This window comes from Streptococcus mitis, from assembly GCF_008763935.1.
Taxonomy (GTDB): Bacteria; Bacillota; Bacilli; order Lactobacillales; family Streptococcaceae; genus Streptococcus; species Streptococcus mitis_DB.
On sequence record NZ_VTQF01000003.1, the window covers coordinates 230,592 to 249,243 of the forward strand.

General features: G+C 42.7%; 11 protein-coding genes. 9 read left to right on the forward strand and 2 right to left on the reverse strand.

Translation table 11 applies throughout. The features are described from left to right. Positions 1-115: 115 nt before the first annotated feature. Positions 116-208 carry a type I toxin-antitoxin system Fst family toxin gene (locus tag F9B91_RS06225; RefSeq protein ID WP_000969509.1) on the reverse strand — a complete coding sequence of 31 codons (93 nt, stop codon included), beginning with the start codon at positions 206-208 and terminating at the stop codon, positions 116-118. Positions 209-330: 122 nt separating this feature from the next. On the opposite strand from F9B91_RS06225, the gene ruvB reads away from it, so the two are divergent. From ruvB to glmS, 8 genes are all read left to right on the forward strand, one after another. Beyond that, positions 331-1,329 (forward strand): Holliday junction branch migration DNA helicase RuvB, encoded by a 999-nt coding sequence (ruvB, locus tag F9B91_RS06230; protein ID WP_009014280.1) that lies wholly within the window; start codon positions 331-333, stop codon positions 1,327-1,329. Further along, positions 1,310-1,882, forward strand: a complete 573-nt coding sequence (locus tag F9B91_RS06235; protein ID WP_150922742.1) for a nucleotidyltransferase family protein — start codon at positions 1,310-1,312, stop codon at positions 1,880-1,882. The genes ruvB and F9B91_RS06235 overlap by 20 nt, the downstream gene beginning before the upstream one ends. A 385-nt stretch (positions 1,883-2,267) precedes the next feature. After that, positions 2,268-3,026: an isoprenyl transferase gene (locus F9B91_RS06240; protein WP_120719117.1), complete on the forward strand. Its 759-nt coding sequence runs from the start codon at positions 2,268-2,270 to the stop codon at positions 3,024-3,026. 8 nt (positions 3,027-3,034) lie between these two features. Continuing rightward, the gene (locus tag F9B91_RS06245) at positions 3,035-3,838 is read left to right on the forward strand and encodes a phosphatidate cytidylyltransferase (RefSeq protein WP_084925587.1); all 804 of its coding nucleotides are present in this window, start codon (positions 3,035-3,037) and stop codon (positions 3,836-3,838) included. A 21-nt stretch (positions 3,839-3,859) separates the two neighbouring features. Beyond that, the gene (gene rseP / locus F9B91_RS06250; protein ID WP_084862787.1) at positions 3,860-5,119 is read left to right on the forward strand and encodes an RIP metalloprotease RseP; all 1,260 of its coding nucleotides are present in this window, start codon (positions 3,860-3,862) and stop codon (positions 5,117-5,119) included. A 12-nt stretch (positions 5,120-5,131) separates the two neighbouring features. Continuing rightward, positions 5,132-6,985, forward strand: coding sequence for a proline--tRNA ligase (locus F9B91_RS06255; protein WP_084947822.1), 1,854 nt, complete (start codon positions 5,132-5,134; stop codon positions 6,983-6,985). Between the two features lie 98 nt (positions 6,986-7,083). Beyond that, on the forward strand, positions 7,084-8,463 hold the full coding sequence (bglA, locus tag F9B91_RS06260) for a 6-phospho-beta-glucosidase (protein WP_150922743.1): 1,380 nt from the start codon (positions 7,084-7,086) through the stop codon (positions 8,461-8,463). 191 nt (positions 8,464-8,654) lie between these two features. Then, the gene (gene glmS / locus F9B91_RS06265) at positions 8,655-10,463 is read left to right on the forward strand and encodes a glutamine--fructose-6-phosphate transaminase (isomerizing) (RefSeq protein WP_150922744.1); all 1,809 of its coding nucleotides are present in this window, start codon (positions 8,655-8,657) and stop codon (positions 10,461-10,463) included. A gap of 223 nt (positions 10,464-10,686) precedes the next feature. On the opposite strand, the gene F9B91_RS06270 is transcribed toward glmS, so the two are convergent. Beyond that, positions 10,687-14,574, reverse strand: a complete 3,888-nt coding sequence (locus F9B91_RS06270; protein ID WP_150922745.1) for a pullulanase — start codon at positions 14,572-14,574, stop codon at positions 10,687-10,689. A gap of 448 nt (positions 14,575-15,022) precedes the next feature. Between F9B91_RS06270 and rpoB the strand changes: the two genes are divergently transcribed. Then, positions 15,023-18,628, forward strand: coding sequence for a DNA-directed RNA polymerase subunit beta (gene rpoB / locus F9B91_RS06275; protein WP_150922746.1), 3,606 nt, complete (start codon positions 15,023-15,025; stop codon positions 18,626-18,628). The last annotated feature ends 24 nt before the right edge of the window (positions 18,629-18,652 follow it).

Below are 18,652 nucleotides of genomic sequence, written 5' to 3' on the forward strand. Positions count from 1 at the left end.
TGACAAATTTTGTGAACTGTGGGATAATAAAAAGGAATTGAGTACTAGTTCTATATCATAGGCTAGAAAAGACCTCAAGCTAACTTCCACATTAAGCTTGAGGTCTTTTTTGACACTATTTGTCCTTGTTTAGCCATTTATCGACTAATCGAAGAACGACACCGACCACAATTGGTCCGATGATAGTTTTAAGTATTGTATCCATCATGGGCTATCTCACCTCTTCTCGCAGGCGGTGAAGCAGTGACTTAGAATAAAGTGCCAAACTCGGGAGTCACCCAATCGGGTGGCTTTTTTGTTTGTGGCTTGGTTTTTTGATATAATAGAGCCATGAGTAGAATTTTAGATAATGAGATAATGGGGGACGAGGAGCTAGTAGAACGCACGCTCCGTCCTCAGTATTTACGTGAATATATCGGGCAGGATAAGGTTAAGGACCAGCTTCAAATCTTTATCGAAGCCGCTAAAATGCGGGATGAAGCGCTGGATCATGTCCTCCTTTTCGGGCCTCCAGGTTTGGGGAAGACGACCATGGCCTTTGTTATTGCCAATGAACTGGGAGTTAATCTCAAGCAGACGTCGGGTCCTGTTATCGAAAAAGCTGGTGATCTGGTAGCGATTTTGAATGACTTAGAGCCTGGGGATGTCCTCTTTATTGATGAAATTCACCGCTTGCCTATGTCGGTGGAAGAGGTGCTTTATAGTGCGATGGAGGACTTTTACATCGATATTATGATTGGGGCTGGTGAGGGTAGTCGTAGTGTTCATTTGGAGTTACCACCTTTTACCTTGATTGGTGCGACGACTCGGGCTGGTATGCTGTCAAATCCTCTACGGGCACGTTTTGGGATTACGGGGCATATGGAATACTATGCCCATGCTGACTTGACAGAAATTGTTGAGCGGACGGCAGATATTTTTGAGATGGAAATTACTCATGAGGCAGCTTCTGAGCTGGCCTTGCGTAGTCGTGGAACCCCTCGTATTGCCAATCGTCTCCTCAAGCGCGTGCGCGATTTTGCCCAGATTATGGGGAATGGGGTCATTGATGATGTTATTACCGATAAGGCATTAACTATGCTGGATGTTGACCATGAAGGTTTGGACTATGTGGACCAAAAAATCCTTCGTACCATGATTGAGATGTATGGTGGTGGTCCTGTCGGATTAGGAACTCTTTCTGTGAATATCGCTGAAGAGCGTGAGACGGTTGAGGATATGTACGAACCTTACCTAATCCAGAAAGGCTTTATCATGCGAACACGGTCTGGACGGGTTGCAACGGCTAAGGCCTACGAGCATTTAGGGTATGAGTATAATGAAAAATAAACAAGAAATTCTAGAAGCTTTCAGAGAAAATCCGGATATGATGGCTATTCTGACGATCATACGAGATCTTGGTCTGAAAGACTCGTGGTTGGCAGCAGGTTCGGTACGAAATTTCATCTGGAATCTTTTGTCATACAAATCACCTTTTGACTGTGAAACAGATGTTGATGTCATTTTCTTTGACCCAGATGTGAGTTATGAAGAGACGCTGGCTATAGAGAACAAGTTGAGAGAGGACTTTCCTCAGTACCAGTGGGAATTGAAAAATCAGCTCTATATGCACCAGCACAGTCCTCATACTGCTCCCTATACCAGTTCCCGTGATGCTATGAGTAAGTATCCAGAACGGTGTACGGCAGTTGGACTGCGCTTGAATGAAGAATTCGATTTTGAACTCTATGCACCTTATGGTTTGGAGGATATTTTGAATTTTCAAGTTCGTCCAACTCCTCATTTTTTAGAGAATGAAGACCGAATGGAACTTTATCGAACACGTCTATCCAAGAAAAATTGGCAGGAGAAATGGAAAAATTTGATTTTTAAAAATACTTAAGGAAACTTTAAGCTAGGAAGTGTATACTAAGTTCATAAGTTAAGAAGACCTTAACTTAAACTCCTAAAACTTTTTCATAATAATCTCCCTATAAAAAATAGAGTCGCCCAATCAGGCGACTTATTTTTTTGAAAAATGGGCTTGGTGCCTGAGAATAATACTCAATGAAAATCAAAGTGCAAACTAGGAAGTTAGCCACAGGCTGCTCAAAACACTGTTTTGAGGTTGTGGATAGAGCTGACGGAGTCAGTATCATATACCTACGGCAAGGTGAAGCTGACGTGGTTTGAATTTGATTTTCGAAGAGTATAAATAGCTTAGTGATAGAAGAAAATAGGGAAATATGGTATAATGAAACGATAGATTTTTGAATAGGAATAAGATCATGTTTGGATTTTTTAAGAAAGATAAGGATGTGGAAGTAGAGGTTCCGACACAGGTTCCTGCTCATATCGGCATCATCATGGATGGCAATGGCCGTTGGGCTAAAAAACGTATGCAACCGCGAGTTTTTGGACACAAGGCGGGCATGGAAGCATTGCAAACTGTGACCAAGGCAGCCAACAAACTAGGCGTTAAGGTTATTACAGTTTATGCTTTTTCTACGGAAAATTGGACCCGTCCAGATCAGGAAGTCAAGTTTATCATGAACTTGCCAGTAGAGTTTTATGATAATTATGTCCCGGAATTGCATGCGAATAATGTTAAGATTCAAATGATTGGGGAAACAGACCGCCTGCCTAAGCAAACCTTTGAAGCTCTAACTAAAGCTGAAGAATTGACTAAGAACAACACAGGATTAATTCTTAATTTTGCCCTCAACTATGGTGGACGTGCTGAGATTACACAGGCTCTTAAGTTGATTTCTCAGGATGTGTTAGATGCCAAAATCAACCCAGGTGACATCACAGAGGAATTGATTGGCAACTATCTCTTCACCCAGCATTTGCCTAAGGACTTACGAGACCCAGACTTGATTATCCGTACTAGTGGAGAATTGCGTTTGAGCAATTTCCTTCCATGGCAGGGAGCCTACAGTGAGCTCTATTTTACGGATACCTTGTGGCCTGATTTTGACGAGGCGGCCTTGCAGGAAGCCATTCTTGCCTACAATCGTCGTCATCGCCGATTTGGAGGAGTTTAGGAGGAAATATGACACAGGATTTACAGAAAAGAACCTTGTTTGCAGGGATTGCCCTGGCTATTTTCCTACCAATTTTAATGATTGGGGGACTCTTGCTGCAGATAGCAATTGGAATCATAGCCATGCTAGCCATGCATGAACTTTTGAAGATGAGAGGTCTAGAGACCATGACTATAGAGGGTCTCTTAACCCTCTTTGCAACCTTTGCCTTGACCATTCCCTTGGAGAATTACCTGACTTTTTTGCCAGTTGATGGGAATGTGGTTGCCTATAGTGTTTTGATTTCAATTATGTTAGGAACGACTGTTTTTAGCAAGTCTTATACGATTGAGGATGCTGTTTTCCCGCTTGCTATGAGTTTCTACGTGGGCTTTGGTTTTAATGCTCTATTAGATGCTAGAATTGCAGGGTTAGATAAGGCACTATTAGCCTTATGTATCGTCTGGGCGACAGACAGTGGTGCCTATCTTATAGGAATGAACTATGGTAAACGAAAATTAGCTCCGACAGTTTCTCCAAATAAAACCTTTGAGGGTGCCTTGGGTGGTATTTTAGGTGCTATTTTAGTAACCATCATCTTTATGATGTTTGATAGGACAGTTGCTCTTCCGTATGGAATTTACAAGATGTCAGTCTTTGCTATTTTCTTTAGCATTGCTGGACAATTTGGTGATTTACTAGAAAGTTCGATCAAACGTCATTTTGGTGTCAAGGATTCTGGGAAATTTATCCCTGGACATGGTGGTGTTTTGGATCGTTTTGATAGTATGTTGCTTGTATTTCCAATCATGCACTTATTTGGACTCTTTTAATCAAAAGACGGAGGAAATACTATGCTCGGAATTTTAACCTTTATTCTGGTTTTTGGGATTATTGTAGTGGTACACGAGTTCGGACACTTCTACTTTGCCAAGAAATCAGGGATTCTAGTGCGTGAATTTGCCATTGGCATGGGACCCAAGATCTTTGCTCATATTGGCAAGGACGGGACGGCCTATACCATTCGAATCTTGCCTCTGGGTGGCTATGTCCGTATGGCCGGTTGGGGTGATGATACAACTGAAATCAAGACAGGAACTCCTGTCAGTTTGACGCTTACTGATGATGGTAAGGTTAAACGCATCAATCTCTCAGGTAAAAAATTGGATCAAACAGCTCTTCCTATGCAGGTGACCCAGTTTGACTTTGAAGACAAGCTCTTTATCAAAGGATTGGTTCTGGAAGAAGAAAAAACATTTGCAGTGGATCACGATGCAACGGTTGTGGAAGCAGATGGTACTGAGGTTCGGATTGCACCTTTAGATGTTCAATATCAAAATGCAACTATCTGGGGGAAACTCATTACTAACTTTGCAGGCCCCATGAACAACTTTATCTTAGGTGTCGTTGTTTTCTGGATTTTAATCTTCATGCAGGGTGGTGTCAGAGATGTCGATACCAACCAGTTCCATATTATGCCTCAAGGGGCTTTGGCTAAGGTAGGAGTACCAGAAACGGCACAAATTACCAAGATTGGCTCACATGAGGTTAGCAACTGGGAAAGTTTGATTCAGGCTGTGGAATCAGAAACCAAAGATAAGACGGCCCCGACCTTGGATGTGACTATTTCTGAAAAGGGGAGTGACAAACAAGTCACTGTTACTCCGGAAGAAAGTCAAGGCCGTTACCTTCTAGGTGTTCAACCGGGGATTAAGTCAGATTTTGTATCTATGTTTGTAGGTGGTTTTACAACTGCTGCTGACTCGGCCCTCCGAATTCTCTCAGAACTGAAAAATCTGATTTTCCAACCGGATTTGAACAAGCTAGGTGGACCTGTTGCCATCTTTAAGGCAAGTAGTGATGCTGCTAAAAATGGAATTGAGAATGTCTTGTACTTCTTGGCAGTGATTTCCATCAATATCGGGATTTTTAATCTTATTCCGATTCCAGCCCTGGATGGTGGTAAGATTGTGCTCAATATCCTGGAAGCCATTCGCCGCAAACCATTGAAACAAGAAATTGAAACCTATGTCACCTTGGCCGGAGTGGTCATCATGGTTGTCTTGATGATTGCTGTGACCTGGAATGACATCATGCGACTCTTTTTTAGATAATCGAGGAATATTATGAAACAAAGTAAAATGCCTATCCCAACGCTTCGCGAAATGCCAAGCGATGCTCAAGTTATCAGCCATGCTCTTATGTTGCGAGCTGGTTATGTTCGTCAAGTCTCAGCAGGTGTTTATTCTTACCTACCACTTGCTAATCGTGTGATTGAAAAAGCTAAAAATATCATGCGCCAAGAATTTGATAAGATTGGTGCCGTTGAGATGTTGGCTCCTGCCCTCCTCAGTGCAGAATTGTGGCGCGAATCAGGTCGTTACGAAACTTATGGTGAAGACCTTTACAAACTAAAAAATCGTGAAAAATCAGACTTTATCCTAGGTCCAACTCACGAAGAAACCTTTACAGCTATTGTCCGTGATTCTGTTAAGTCTTACAAGCAATTGCCACTCAACCTTTACCAAATCCAACCTAAGTATCGTGATGAAAAACGCCCACGTAATGGACTTCTTCGTACACGTGAGTTCATCATGAAGGATGCTTACAGCTTTCACGCTAACTATGATAGCTTGGACAGTGTTTATGATGAGTACAAGGCTGCTTATGAGCGTATTTTCACTCGTAGTGGTTTAGATTTCAAGGCAATTATTGGTGACGGTGGAGCTATGGGTGGTAAGGACAGCCAAGAATTTATGGCCATTACACCTGCTCGTACAGACCTTGACCGCTGGGTCGTCTTGGACAAGTCAGTTGCTTCATTTGATGAGATTCCTGCAGAAGTGCAAGAAGAAATCAAGGCAGAATTGCTTAAATGGATGGTTTCTGGTGAGGATACCATTGCTTACTCAAGTGAGTCTAGCTATGCGGCTAACTTGGAAATGGCAACAAACGAGTACAAACCAAGCAACCGTGTTGTCGCTGAAGAAGAAGTAACTCGTGTTGCAACGCCAGATGTTAAATCAATCGATGAAGTTGCAGCCTTCCTCAATGTTCCAGAAGAACAAACAATTAAAACCCTCTTCTACATGGCAGATGGTGAGCTTGTTGTAGCCCTTCTAGTTGGAAATGACCAACTCAATGAAGTTAAGTTGAAAAACCACTTGGGAGCAGATTTCTTTGACGTTGCAAGTGAAGAAGAAGTGGCAAATGTTGTTCAAGCAGGATTTGGTTCACTTGGCCCAGTTGCTTTGCCAGAGAATATTAAAATTATTGCAGATCGTAAAGTGCAAGATGTTCGCAATGCAGTTGTCGGTGCTAACGAAGATGGCTACCACTTGACTGGTGTGAACCCAGGTCGTGATTTTACTGCAGAATATGTGGATATCCGTGAAGTTCGTGAGGGTGAAATTTCTCCAGACGGACAAGGTGTCCTTAACTTTGCGCGTGGTATCGAAATTGGTCACATCTTCAAACTCGGTACTCGCTATTCGGCAAGCATGGGGGCAGATGTTTTGGATGAAAATGGTCGTGCTGTGCCAATTATCATGGGATGTTATGGTATTGGTGTCAGCCGTCTCCTTTCAGCAGTGATGGAGCAACACGCTCGCCTCTTTGTTAACAAAACGCCAAAAGGTGAATACCGTTATGCTTGGGGAATCAACTTCCCTAAAGAATTGGCACCATTTGATGTGCACTTGATTACTGTCAATGTCAAGGATGAAGAAGCGCAAGCCTTGACAGAAAAGCTTGAAGCAAGCTTGATGGGAGCTGGTTACGAAGTCTTGACAGATGACCGTAACGAACGTGTCGGAGTCAAATTCAGTGATAGCGACTTGATTGGATTGCCAATCCGTATCACTGTTGGGAAGAAAGCGGCCGATGGCATCGTAGAAGTTAAGATTAAAGCGACTGGTGATACTATCGAAGTTCATGCAGATAACGTGCTTGAAACGCTTGAAATTCTCAGCAAGAAATAAAAACTATAATCAGAAGAAAAACAAGGAAAAAATGTAACTAGTTTTTACCTTGTTTTTTCTGTATAATGGGAAAAATGAGTAGATAAAGAGGTAAATGTATGCTAAGATTTCCAAAGGATTTTGTCTGGGGATCCTCTACTTCTGGACCACAAACAGAAGGACGTGTAGCTGGTGACGGTAAGGGAGATAATCTCTGGGATTATTGGTACCAAGTGGAGCCAAATCGTTACTATAATGGGATTGGTCCAGATAAAACATCAACCTTTTATGAAAACTGGGAAAAGGATATTGAGCTACTGTTAGAGACTGGTCATACGGCCTTTCGGACTTCTATTCAGTGGTCACGGATTTTTCCACAAGGGCGTGGAAAAGTCAATGCTCAAGGTGTGGATTTCTATCGTAAGGTTTTTGAGGCTATTAAGGCTAAGGGGATTCGTCTTTTAGTCAATCTTTATCATTTTGATTTGCCTTTTGCCCTTCAAGAGGATGGTGATGGTTGGGAAAATAAGGCGACTGTTTCAGCCTATGAAGACTATGCTCGTTTTTGTTTTGAGATTTATGGAGATTTAGTGGATCAATGGATTACCTTTAACGAGCCAATAGTTCCAGTAGAATTTGGCTATTTTTACGATGCCCATTATCCACATAAGGTGGATGCAGAGGCAGCCGTTAAAGTAGCTTATCATACACAATTGGCTAGCAGTCGGGCGGTTAAGGCTTGTCATGAACTTTTGCCAGATTCCAAGATTGGGATTGTCTTAAACTTGACACCGGCTTATCCACGTAGTCAGCATCCTGCTGATGTCAAGGCCGCTCGCATTGCGGACCTCTTTCAGGCCCAATCTTTCTTAGACCCATCTGTTTTGGGGACTTATCCACAGGAGTTAGTAGAAATCTTGCATGAACACGGTCTCTTGCCTGATGCTACAGAGGAGGAGTTGGATCTCATTCGTGACAATACAGTGGACTTCCTTGGTGTCAACTACTATCAACCTTTGCGTGTTATGGCGCCTCGATTTGCTAAGCATCCAGAGAGTCCACTCTTACCAGAACATTTTTACGAGCCTTATGTGATGCCTGGACGTAAAATCAATCCTCATCGTGGCTGGGAGATTTATGAGCAAGGGATTTATGACATCGCCCAAAATATCAAGGAAAATTATGGCAATATCGAGTGGATGTTGACAGAGAATGGTATGGGTGTTGAAGGGGAAGAAAAATTCCGTGAGAATGGAATGATTCAAGATGATTACCGTATTGACTTTGTAAAAGGTCATCTTCGCGAACTTCACCGTGCCATTGAAGACGGAGCCAATTGTAAGGGCTACTTGATTTGGACCTTTATCGATTGCTGGTCATGGCTCAATAGCTATAAAAATCGCTATGGCTTGGTCGAATTAGACTTGGAAACGCAAGAACGTCGTCTGAAAAAATCAGGGCACTGGTTCAAGGAATTAAGTGACAATAATGGATTTTAAAAAGGACTCTGACTGATGATTTTAATTGGTCAGAGTTTTTTGCTTACAGAAGGATAATTTCAACTATACCAATTTTTGCTCTTGACAAGTGAAAGAAACAAGTATATACTGTTTTTGCTGATTCTATAAAAGAGGAATTAGACTATACCAATTTTAAGGAGAAAGCACAGCTGGTCTGTGTCGTATATACTATGTGTGGAATTGTTGGTGTTGTTGGAAACACAAATGCAACTGATATTTTGATTCAAGGACTTGAAAAGCTCGAATACCGTGGCTATGATTCTGCGGGGATTTTTGTCCTAGGTGGTGCTGAAAACCATCTAGTCAAGGCTGTTGGTCGTATCGCAGAATTGTCTGCTAAGACAGCTGGTGTTGAGGGGACAACGGGTATCGGACATACTCGTTGGGCTACTCACGGAAAACCAACGGAAGACAATGCTCACCCACATCGCTCTGAGACTGAACGTTTTGTTTTGGTGCACAATGGGGTCATTGAGAACTACCTTGAAATCAAGGAAGAATACCTTGCAGGTCACCACTTTAAGGGGCAAACAGATACTGAAATCGCTGTTCACTTGATTGGAAAATTTGCGGAAGAAGAAGGTCTCTCTGTTCTTGAAGCCTTCAAAAAAGCTCTTCACATCATCCGTGGTTCTTATGCTTTTGCCTTGGTTGACTCACAAGATCCTGAAGTCATCTACGTAGCTAAAAATAAATCACCACTCTTGATTGGTCTTGGTGAAGGTTATAACATGGTATGCTCAGATGCTATGGCTATGATTCGTGAAACCAACCAATACATGGAAATTCATGACCAAGAGTTGGTAATCGTCAAGGCTGATAGTGTGGAAGTTCAAGACTATGATGGAAATCGTCGTGAGCGTGCTAGCTACACTGCTGAGCTAGACTTGTCAGATATCGGTAAAGGAACTTACCCTTACTACATGCTTAAGGAAATTGACGAGCAACCAACTGTTATGCGTAAACTAATCCAAGCCTACACAGATGAGGCTGGTCAAGTAGTAGTAGACCCAGCTATCATCCAGGCTGTTCAAGACGCAGACCGTATCTACATCCTTGCAGCTGGGACATCTTACCACGCAGGATTTGCTTCTAAGAAGATGTTGGAAGAATTGACAGATACACCAGTTGAACTTGGAATCTCATCTGAGTGGGGCTACGGTATGCCACTTCTCAGCAAGAAACCACTCTTCATCTTTATCAGTCAGTCTGGTGAAACAGCTGACAGCCGTCAGGTTTTGGTCAAGGCTAATGAAATGGGAATTCCGAGCTTGACAGTGACAAATGTCCCAGGTTCAACTCTTTCACGTGAAGCCAACCATACCATGCTCCTTCATGCAGGTCCTGAAATTGCCGTGGCATCAACCAAGGCCTATACAGCGCAAATTGCAGCCCTTGCCTTTCTTGCAAAAGCAGTCGGTCAAGCAAATGCCAATGCTAAAGCGCAAGCCTTTGACCTAGTTCATGAGTTGTCAATCGTGGCTCAGTCTATCGAATCAACTCTTTCAGAAAAAGAATTGATTGATAGCAAGATTCGTGAGCTTCTTGAAACAACTCGTAACGCCTTTTATATTGGGCGTGGTCAAGATTACTACGTAGCTATGGAAGCAAGTCTTAAGCTTAAAGAGATTTCTTACATCCAGTGTGAAGGCTTTGCGGCAGGAGAACTCAAGCATGGAACCATTGCCTTGATTGAAGAAGGAACGCCTGTTTTGGCCCTCTTGTCAGATCCAGTCCTTGCCAACCACACTCGTGGAAATATCCAAGAAGTGGCAGCCCGTGGTGCCAAGGTTCTCACTATTGCAGAAGAAAATGTTGCCAAAGATACAGACGACATCGTTCTTACGACCGTCCACCCTTACCTCTCACCAATTTCAATGGTTGTGCCAACGCAATTAGTCGCTTATTTTGCAACACTCCACCGTGGCCTTGATGTGGACAAACCACGTAATCTTGCTAAATCAGTAACGGTAGAATAAGCTAAAAAAGTCTAGTTATCTAGGCTTTTTCTTGTGAGCAAACTAGGAAGCTAGCCGCAGGCTGTACTTGAGTACGGCAAGGTGAAGCTGACGTGGTTTGAATTTGATTTTAGAAGAGTCTTAATAAAAAATCCTAATCGAGTTTATTATGACGGCAAATATTGTGCAAAAATCAATCCCCCGAGCGTTAAGGCTTGGGGGATTGTTCTATAGGAGGGCTAGTTTAGTTCTCTTTTTTGTTTTTTAACAAGAACCCGAGACCTAGGAGTGCAAGGAGACTAATTCCTGCAAACAGAAGTTTGTGATCATTTTTGGTTCCTGTATTTGGAAGTTCAGCTTGTTTAGCTAGGGGCGCAGGTATATTTTCCTTGCTAGAGTTTTCTACCGATTCGTTTTGAACAGCTTCACTTACAGATGATGGTTGTGCTTCTTGTGCTGGTTGTGAATCAGTTGTAGCTTGCTTGGGTTTATCTTCTGCATCAGCTACTTTGGCATCTGGTTTAGTAGAGTCAGGTTTAGCTTGTGGAGCTGGTTCTTGATGTTCAGATTTGATTACTGGGTTTGAAATATGGCCTTGGCTATTATTTTGCCCTTGTTCTTGTTTTAAGCTAGAAAGATCAAATTCTGGTTTTTCTTCCACAGCTGGGGCAACAATGGCACCGCCTTGAGAGACTCGAAGAACAGTAGCTGTAAGGGCATTTAATTTCAAGCCTTTTTCAGTCCACTCAAGTCCTTTCGGGTTGGCAATTCCGACTGGCCCTGCTTGGTTTTCATCTGCTAAAACTTCAGCATTTCTGAGATGTGCAAAGGCAGTTCCCAAATTAAATTCGCGAGCTTTTTCGTCCGCATTGACAAAGACTGCGTAGATATCCCCATTTGGAGCAGTGATTTGGTAGCCAATTACCACGTCCTCTTTTGCCACACCATTTTGGCCTGGAACAGTGATGAGGTGGACACGGTCTTTGATATCTTGGAGACTCTTAAGTCGGAAGGCATCTGTAGATTGACGAAGGGCAATCAAACCTTTCATATAGTCACGGCTCTTGACATTTTCAGGATATGCTTTTCCATCTGTAGCCTTAGTCCAGTCAAACTTGTTAATAGCATCACTCGAATCGTAAGAGTCATGTATGAAGTAAGGATAGTCAAATGGATTGCCGTCCTTATCACGCAACAAGTGAGATTTGTTTGGAACCTTATCCTCTGCTACTGGAGTCTTGTAGGCTGGGTCACGGAATTGTTTAGTACGTCCATATTCCTGACCGGAGTGGATAAACGGAGTTCCTTGAGCTGTCAAGACCATGAGATTTCCAAGTCGCAAACGACGGTGGATTTCAGCATAGTTCTCAGCTTTGCTTGGATCTTTTTTGATAGATTGGGCGATGATGTCAAAGAGGGTCAAGTTATCATGGGCTGCGATGTATTGGATGACATCTCCAGGGCTGTCAGCTTCAAAGTTGGTTGGTTGAGCAATGAGATTTTTGAAGATGGTGTTGATATCACGCTTGCCACCTGTGATAAAGGCAGGTTGGCCTTCGTTTGGATAACCAGACTTGAGGTTGTTACGGATGTCATCTGAAAAGACAGCGACAGTATCGGTATGTTTCATCCAATCTTGGTCAGCAGCTTTAGTAGGCATGTTTTCATCACCAGCATAGGTTCTCCAACCTTCACCAAGCATGATGAGGTTTGGATTGAGGGCGCGTGCAGCCTTGTACGCTTCTTCGATAGAAGCGGCATCATGGTCTCCCATCATATCGAAACGGAAGCCATCAACTTTGTAGGTATCAACTAGATATTTGATAGAGTCAACTAGGAGCCGTTTGGTCATATGGTGGGTTGTCCCCAAGCGTCCACCACCAAAGCTAGTTCGAGGTGTTCCGTCAGCATCCATAAAGTGGTAGTAGTTTGGCTCTAAATCTTCAAAGATATCGACCTTGGCTGTATGGTTATAAACGACATCTAGGATAGCTCCCATGCCACGTTTGTGGATTTCGTTGATGAGGTTTTTAAATTCTGCGATTCGTTTTTCTGGATTTTTAGGATCGCTTGAATACATACCAGTCAAGGAGAAGTAGTTTTGAGGATCATATCCCCAGTTATAGTTGCTGTTGCTTGAAGCATAGTCAGACAAGCGTTCATGGTTTTTCAATTCATTGACAAAGTAGTAAGACAAGACTGGAAGGAGCTGGATGTGGGTCACACCTAAGTCTTTGAGATAGTCTAGTTTTTCAATAAAGGCTTCAAAGGTACCAAATGGTTTGGTCAAGTCTTTTGCAATGGCAGGATCTGAAGTGAAGTCACGCACATGAGCTTCGTAGATAACGGCATCTTCACGAGTCTTGAAGTTGTGAATCTTACCATAAGTTAAGTCTTGAGGTCCTAGTTTGGCTGGATTTACAAAGGCAGCTTTAGCCACTTTATGGGCATCGTCGATCTTGGCATCATCACTATTCCAAGCAGCGAGGGATTTAGCGTAAGGATCGAGTGCAAGAACAGTTTTACCCTGACGCTCGATCTGGTATTGATAATAGTAGCCAGTGAAATCTGTGATTCCTAATTTGTTTGTGCTATCTAGAGTTTGTTTCCAAGTACCTTTTTCCCCTTTTTCAAGAGCGACAGTTCCAACCACTTTTTCAGGGTTATTCTTGTCGTAGACAACGACAGAAACCTTATCAGCACTTGGTGACCAAAGGGTCAAATCAACTTGTTTTCCTTCTTCTTTGAGGTCGGCTCCAAGTTTACCATCATAGCTGTATGTCTCATCTTTAAGTCGCCAGCTTGTTTTGGTAGTGAATTGGTCGGAATTGTAGCTAACAGTATACGGATGTTTTGTGTCAGAGAAATCTCCGCTGTAGGTCACTTTCTTGCCAGCTTCATCGATTGAAACATCGGTGATAGTTACCTTGTTTCCTAGGTGATTAGTGATGTTGGAGTGTTTGAGGATATCTTCTTTTTTGGCACCGACTAGTGTTGAAAAACTACTTTCAATGCTAGAAGTGCCTACGTGTTGGGCTCCTGTCATACGGATATCGTGCACATAGTAGGGGTTGGTGTAGATGGTTTCGTCATCATCTTTTAGGAAAATTTGGCTATGATTTTTCAAATCTGTGAACTTATAATCTTCTTTACGGATTTTCACATCGTCTCCTTGTTTGTTTCTGTCTAGTAATAAAAATCCAAGGTCTTTAGCTGCATCTTTGAGTGGAATATCGATATAGCGACCATATTTGCCTGTAGCCGTAAAGTCTGTTCCGTTGGGCCATTCACCACTACTTGGCTCTTTCACATCTCCCCAGTACCAGAGAGATTTCTTGTCATAGTTGCCATCTGTGCGGTAGTAGTTGACGCGAACAGTTCCTGCAGGTTGTGGCTCGTAAGAGAAAACCTTGTGATCTTGGTCCAACCAAGCCTCATTCATCTTTGGTGCCAGTTTTTCTACCGATTTATCGCCGGTCAGATTTTTCCCAGCTGTATTATTGATGAGGAAGCTAATTTTCTTGGCTTGCTCTCCCTTTAATTTGATATCTAGGTAATAGCCATAGTCATCTTTTTTGGCATCCTTGAAGGACAAGGCTCCGTTTGGCCAATTTTCAGATGGTTTTTCAACATCGTCCCAAGTCCATAGCCCTTGAGCATCCTTGTTTTCTTCAGGAAGTTTTTTGACATGGATACGGAAGTAGTTGTCTTCGATTGGCTCTTCTGCTTTAGTTTCATTTGTTACTGGACTCGTAGAAGTAGTTGGTTCACTTGAACGATCTTGCCCGGTTTGTGGGGCTGAATCGGCTGGGGTTGCAGCAGGAGTGGTTGCCTCTGTTGCAGGTTTTTCTTCTGTTTTCTCTAGGGAAGCGTTTGCATTATTAGGCGAAGAAATATCACTTTCGTTCTTACCAGAGTTAACTACTGTATCAGTAAGAGGTTGTGCAAGGGCAGTAGTAGTTTCATTACTAGTTCCCTTATTGCTTGTAGTATTTTCGTTTGCTGAGATAGTTGGTGTAGCCATGGCAAGCAGGACAAGGCTTGCTCCAATAAGGACAGAACCAGTTCCATTTTTGAGGGAACGGATGCTGTAAACCATTTTTTTCTCAGTGTGAGATGGTGTTCTTTTCATAATCAATCTCCTATAAATGAATTTCTTTATCAGTATAGCACGTAGTAAAACAATATGCAAGCGTTTTCCTAAAATTAAACTAAAAGAAAAATCGCAACAAATTTTGTTATGATTCAGCCAGTCTTCCTTATAGGAAAAGATTTTGTCAAAAATTCGTCAATCTCCTTGAAAAATCTGGCTAAATAGGGTATAATATAAATAATCATTTGTCGTAGGTTTTGTCTGAAATATTGTCCAGACAAGGCTCACAGCAGTTAAATCTTCTGAAAAAGTCAGATTTAGCTGCTCTTTTTGTGCTTTTTTTCAGGATTTTGAGTACTTGTAACAAAGATTTAAAGATTCTGAAAATTCATCAAGAGGACACGGTGATAGGGGTTTTTAAAACCATATGACGATTAGAAAAGCCTGATTGACAAGGCTTGGAACTTATTTACAAAGGAGAATCATCTTGGCAGGACATGACGTTCAATACGGGAAACATCGTACCCGTCGTAGTTTTTCAAGAATCAAAGAAGTTCTTGACTTACCAAATTTGATTGAAATTCAAACTGACTCATTCAAAGATTTCCTAGACCATGGTCTTAAGGAAGTGTTTGAAGATGTATTGCCAATTTCAAACTTCACAGACACAATGGAGTTGGAATTTGTTGGATATGAAATCAAGGAACCAAAATACACGCTAGAAGAGGCTCGTATCCACGATGCTAGCTACTCAGCACCAATTTTTGTAACCTTCCGCTTGATCAATAAAGAAACAGGCGAAATCAAAACTCAAGAAGTTTTCTTTGGTGATTTCCCAATCATGACAGAAATGGGTACTTTCATCATCAATGGTGGTGAACGTATCATCGTATCTCAGTTGGTCCGCTCACCAGGTGTTTACTTTAACGATAAAGTTGATAAAAACGGTAAAGTGGGCTACGGTTCAACTGTCATCCCTAACCGTGGAGCTTGGTTGGAACTTGAAAGTGACTCAAAAGATATCGCCTACACTCGTATCGACCGTACTCGTAAGATTCCATTTACGACATTGGTTCGTGCGCTTGGTTTCTCAGGTGATGATGAAATCTTTGATATCTTTGGTGATAGCGAATTGGTTCGCAACACTGTTGAAAAAGATATCCACAAGAACCCAATGGACTCTCGTACCGACGAAGCTTTGAAAGAAATTTACGAACGCCTTCGTCCAGGTGAGCCTAAGACTGCTGAAAGTTCACGTAGCTTGCTTGTGGCTCGTTTCTTTGACCCACGTCGCTATGACCTAGCAGCAGTTGGTCGTTACAAGATCAATAAAAAACTCAATGTTAAAACACGTTTGCTCAACCAAACCATTGCGGAGCCATTGGTAGATCCTGAAACTGGAGAAATCTTGGTAGAAGCTGGTACAATCATGACTCGTAGCGTGATTGAAAGTATTGAAAGCCATTTGGATGGTGATTTGAACAAGATTGTTTACATTCCAAATGATGCAGCGGTTGTGACTGAGCCAGTTGTTCTTCAAAAATTCAAGGTTGTTGCACCAACTGATCCAGACCGTGTTGTAACGATCATCGGTAATGCTAATCCAGATGACAAGGTTCGTATCGTTACTCCTGCAGATATCCTTGCTGAAATGAGCTATTTCCTCAACTTGGCTGAAGGACTTGGCCGTGTAGACGATATCGACCACCTTGGAAACCGTCGTATCCGTGCCGTTGGTGAACTGCTTGCCAACCAAGTACGCCTTGGACTTTCTCGTATGGAACGTAATGTCCGTGAACGTATGTCTGTTCAAGATAACGAAGTCTTGACACCACAACAAATCATCAATATCCGTCCTGTAACAGCTGCGGTTAAAGAATTCTTTGGTTCATCACAGTTGTCACAGTTCATGGACCAACACAACCCGCTTTCTGAGTTGTCTCACAAACGCCGTTTGTCAGCCTTAGGACCTGGTGGTTTGACACGTGACCGCGCTGGATATGAAGTTCGTGACGTGCACTACACTCACTATGGTCGTATGTGTCCAATCGAGACACCTGAAGGACCTAACATCGGTTTGATCAATAACTTGTCATCTTACGGACACTTGAACAAATATGGTTTTGTTCAAACACCATACCGTAAGGTTGACCGTGAAACAGGTGTTGTTACGAACGAAATCGTTTGGTTGACAGCCGATGAAGAAGATGAATATACTGTAGCACAGGCTAATTCTCGTCTGAATGAAGATGGAACATTTGCTGAGAAAGTTGTCATGGGACGTCACCAAGGGGTCAACCAAGAGTATCCAGCTAATGTTGTTGACTACATGGACGTATCACCAAAACAGGTAGTTGCTGTTGCGACAGCATGTATTCCTTTCTTGGAAAACGATGACTCCAACCGTGCCCTTATGGGAGCCAACATGCAACGTCAGGCTGTACCATTGATTAATCCTAAAGCACCTTACGTTGGTACTGGTATGGAATACCAAGCAGCCCACGATTCAGGAGCTGCTGTGATTGCTCAGTATGATGGTAAAGTTACTTACGCAGATGCTGACAAGGTAGAAGTTCGTCGTGAAGATGGTTCATTGGACGTTTACCACATCCAAAAATTCCGTCGTTCAAATTCAGGTACTGCTTACAACCAACGCACTCTTGTAAAAGTTGGCGATGTCGTTGAAAAAGGCGATTTCATCGCTGACGGACCTTCTATGGAAAATGGAGAAATGGCGCTTGGACAAAACCCAATCGTTGCCTACATGACTTGGGAAGGATACAACTTCGAGGATGCTGTTATCATGAGCGAACGCTTGGTGAAAGACGATGTCTACACATCTGTTCACCTTGAAGAATACGAATCAGAAACGCGCGATACAAAGCTTGGGCCTGAAGAAATCACTCGTGAAATTCCAAACGTTGGTGAAGATGCCCTTAAAGACCTTGACGAAATGGGTATTATCCGTATCGGTGCTGAGGTTAAAGAAGGTGATATCCTTGTAGGTAAAGTAACACCTAAGGGTGAGAAAGACCTTTCAGCTGAAGAACGTCTCTTGCACGCTATCTTCGGAGATAAATCTCGCGAAGTGCGTGATACTTCTCTTCGTGTACCACACGGTGCCGATGGTGTCGTTCGTGATGTTAAGATCTTTACACGTGCAAATGGAGATGAATTACAATCAGGTGTTAATATGCTGGTTCGCGTCTACATCGCTCAAAAACGTAAGATCAAGGTCGGAGATAAGATGGCCGGACGTCACGGAAATAAAGGGGTTGTCTCTCGTATCGTTCCTGTAGAAGACATGCCTTACCTTCCAGACGGAACTCCAGTCGATATCATGTTGAACCCACTTGGGGTGCCATCACGTATGAATATCGGTCAGGTTATGGAGCTTCACCTTGGTATGGCTGCTCGTACTCTTGGTATTCACATCGCAACACCAGTCTTTGACGGAGCAAGTTCTGAAGACCTTTGGTCAACTGTTAAAGAAGCTGGTATGGATAGTGATGCTAAAACCATCCTTTACGATGGACGTACTGGTGAACCATTTGATAACCGTGTGTCAGTTGGTGTCATGTACATGATCAAACTCCACCACATGGTTGATGATAAATTGCACGCGCGTTCAGTCGGACCTTACTCAACCGTTACTCAACAACCACTTGGAGGTAAAGCTCAGTTTGGTGGACAACGTTTCGGTGAGATGGAGGTTTGGGCTCTTGAAGCCTACGGTGCATCAAATGTCCTTCAAGAAATCTTGACTTACAAGTCTGACGATATCAACGGACGTTTGAAAGCTTATGAAGCTATTACAAAAGGAAAACCAATTCCAAAACCAGGTGTTCCAGAATCCTTCCGAGTTCTTGTGAAAGAATTGCAATCTCTTGGTCTTGACATGCGAGTCCTTGACGAAGATGATCAAGAAGTGGAACTTCGTGACTTGGATGAAGGAATGGACGAAGATGTCATCCACGTAGATGACCTTGAAAAAGCCCGCGAAAAAGCAGCACAAGAGGCTAAAGCAGCCTTTGAAGCTGAAGAAGCTGAGAAAGCAACAAAAGCGGAAGCAACAGAAGAAGCTGCTGAATAAGAATAAGCAGTTCACTTAGAATAG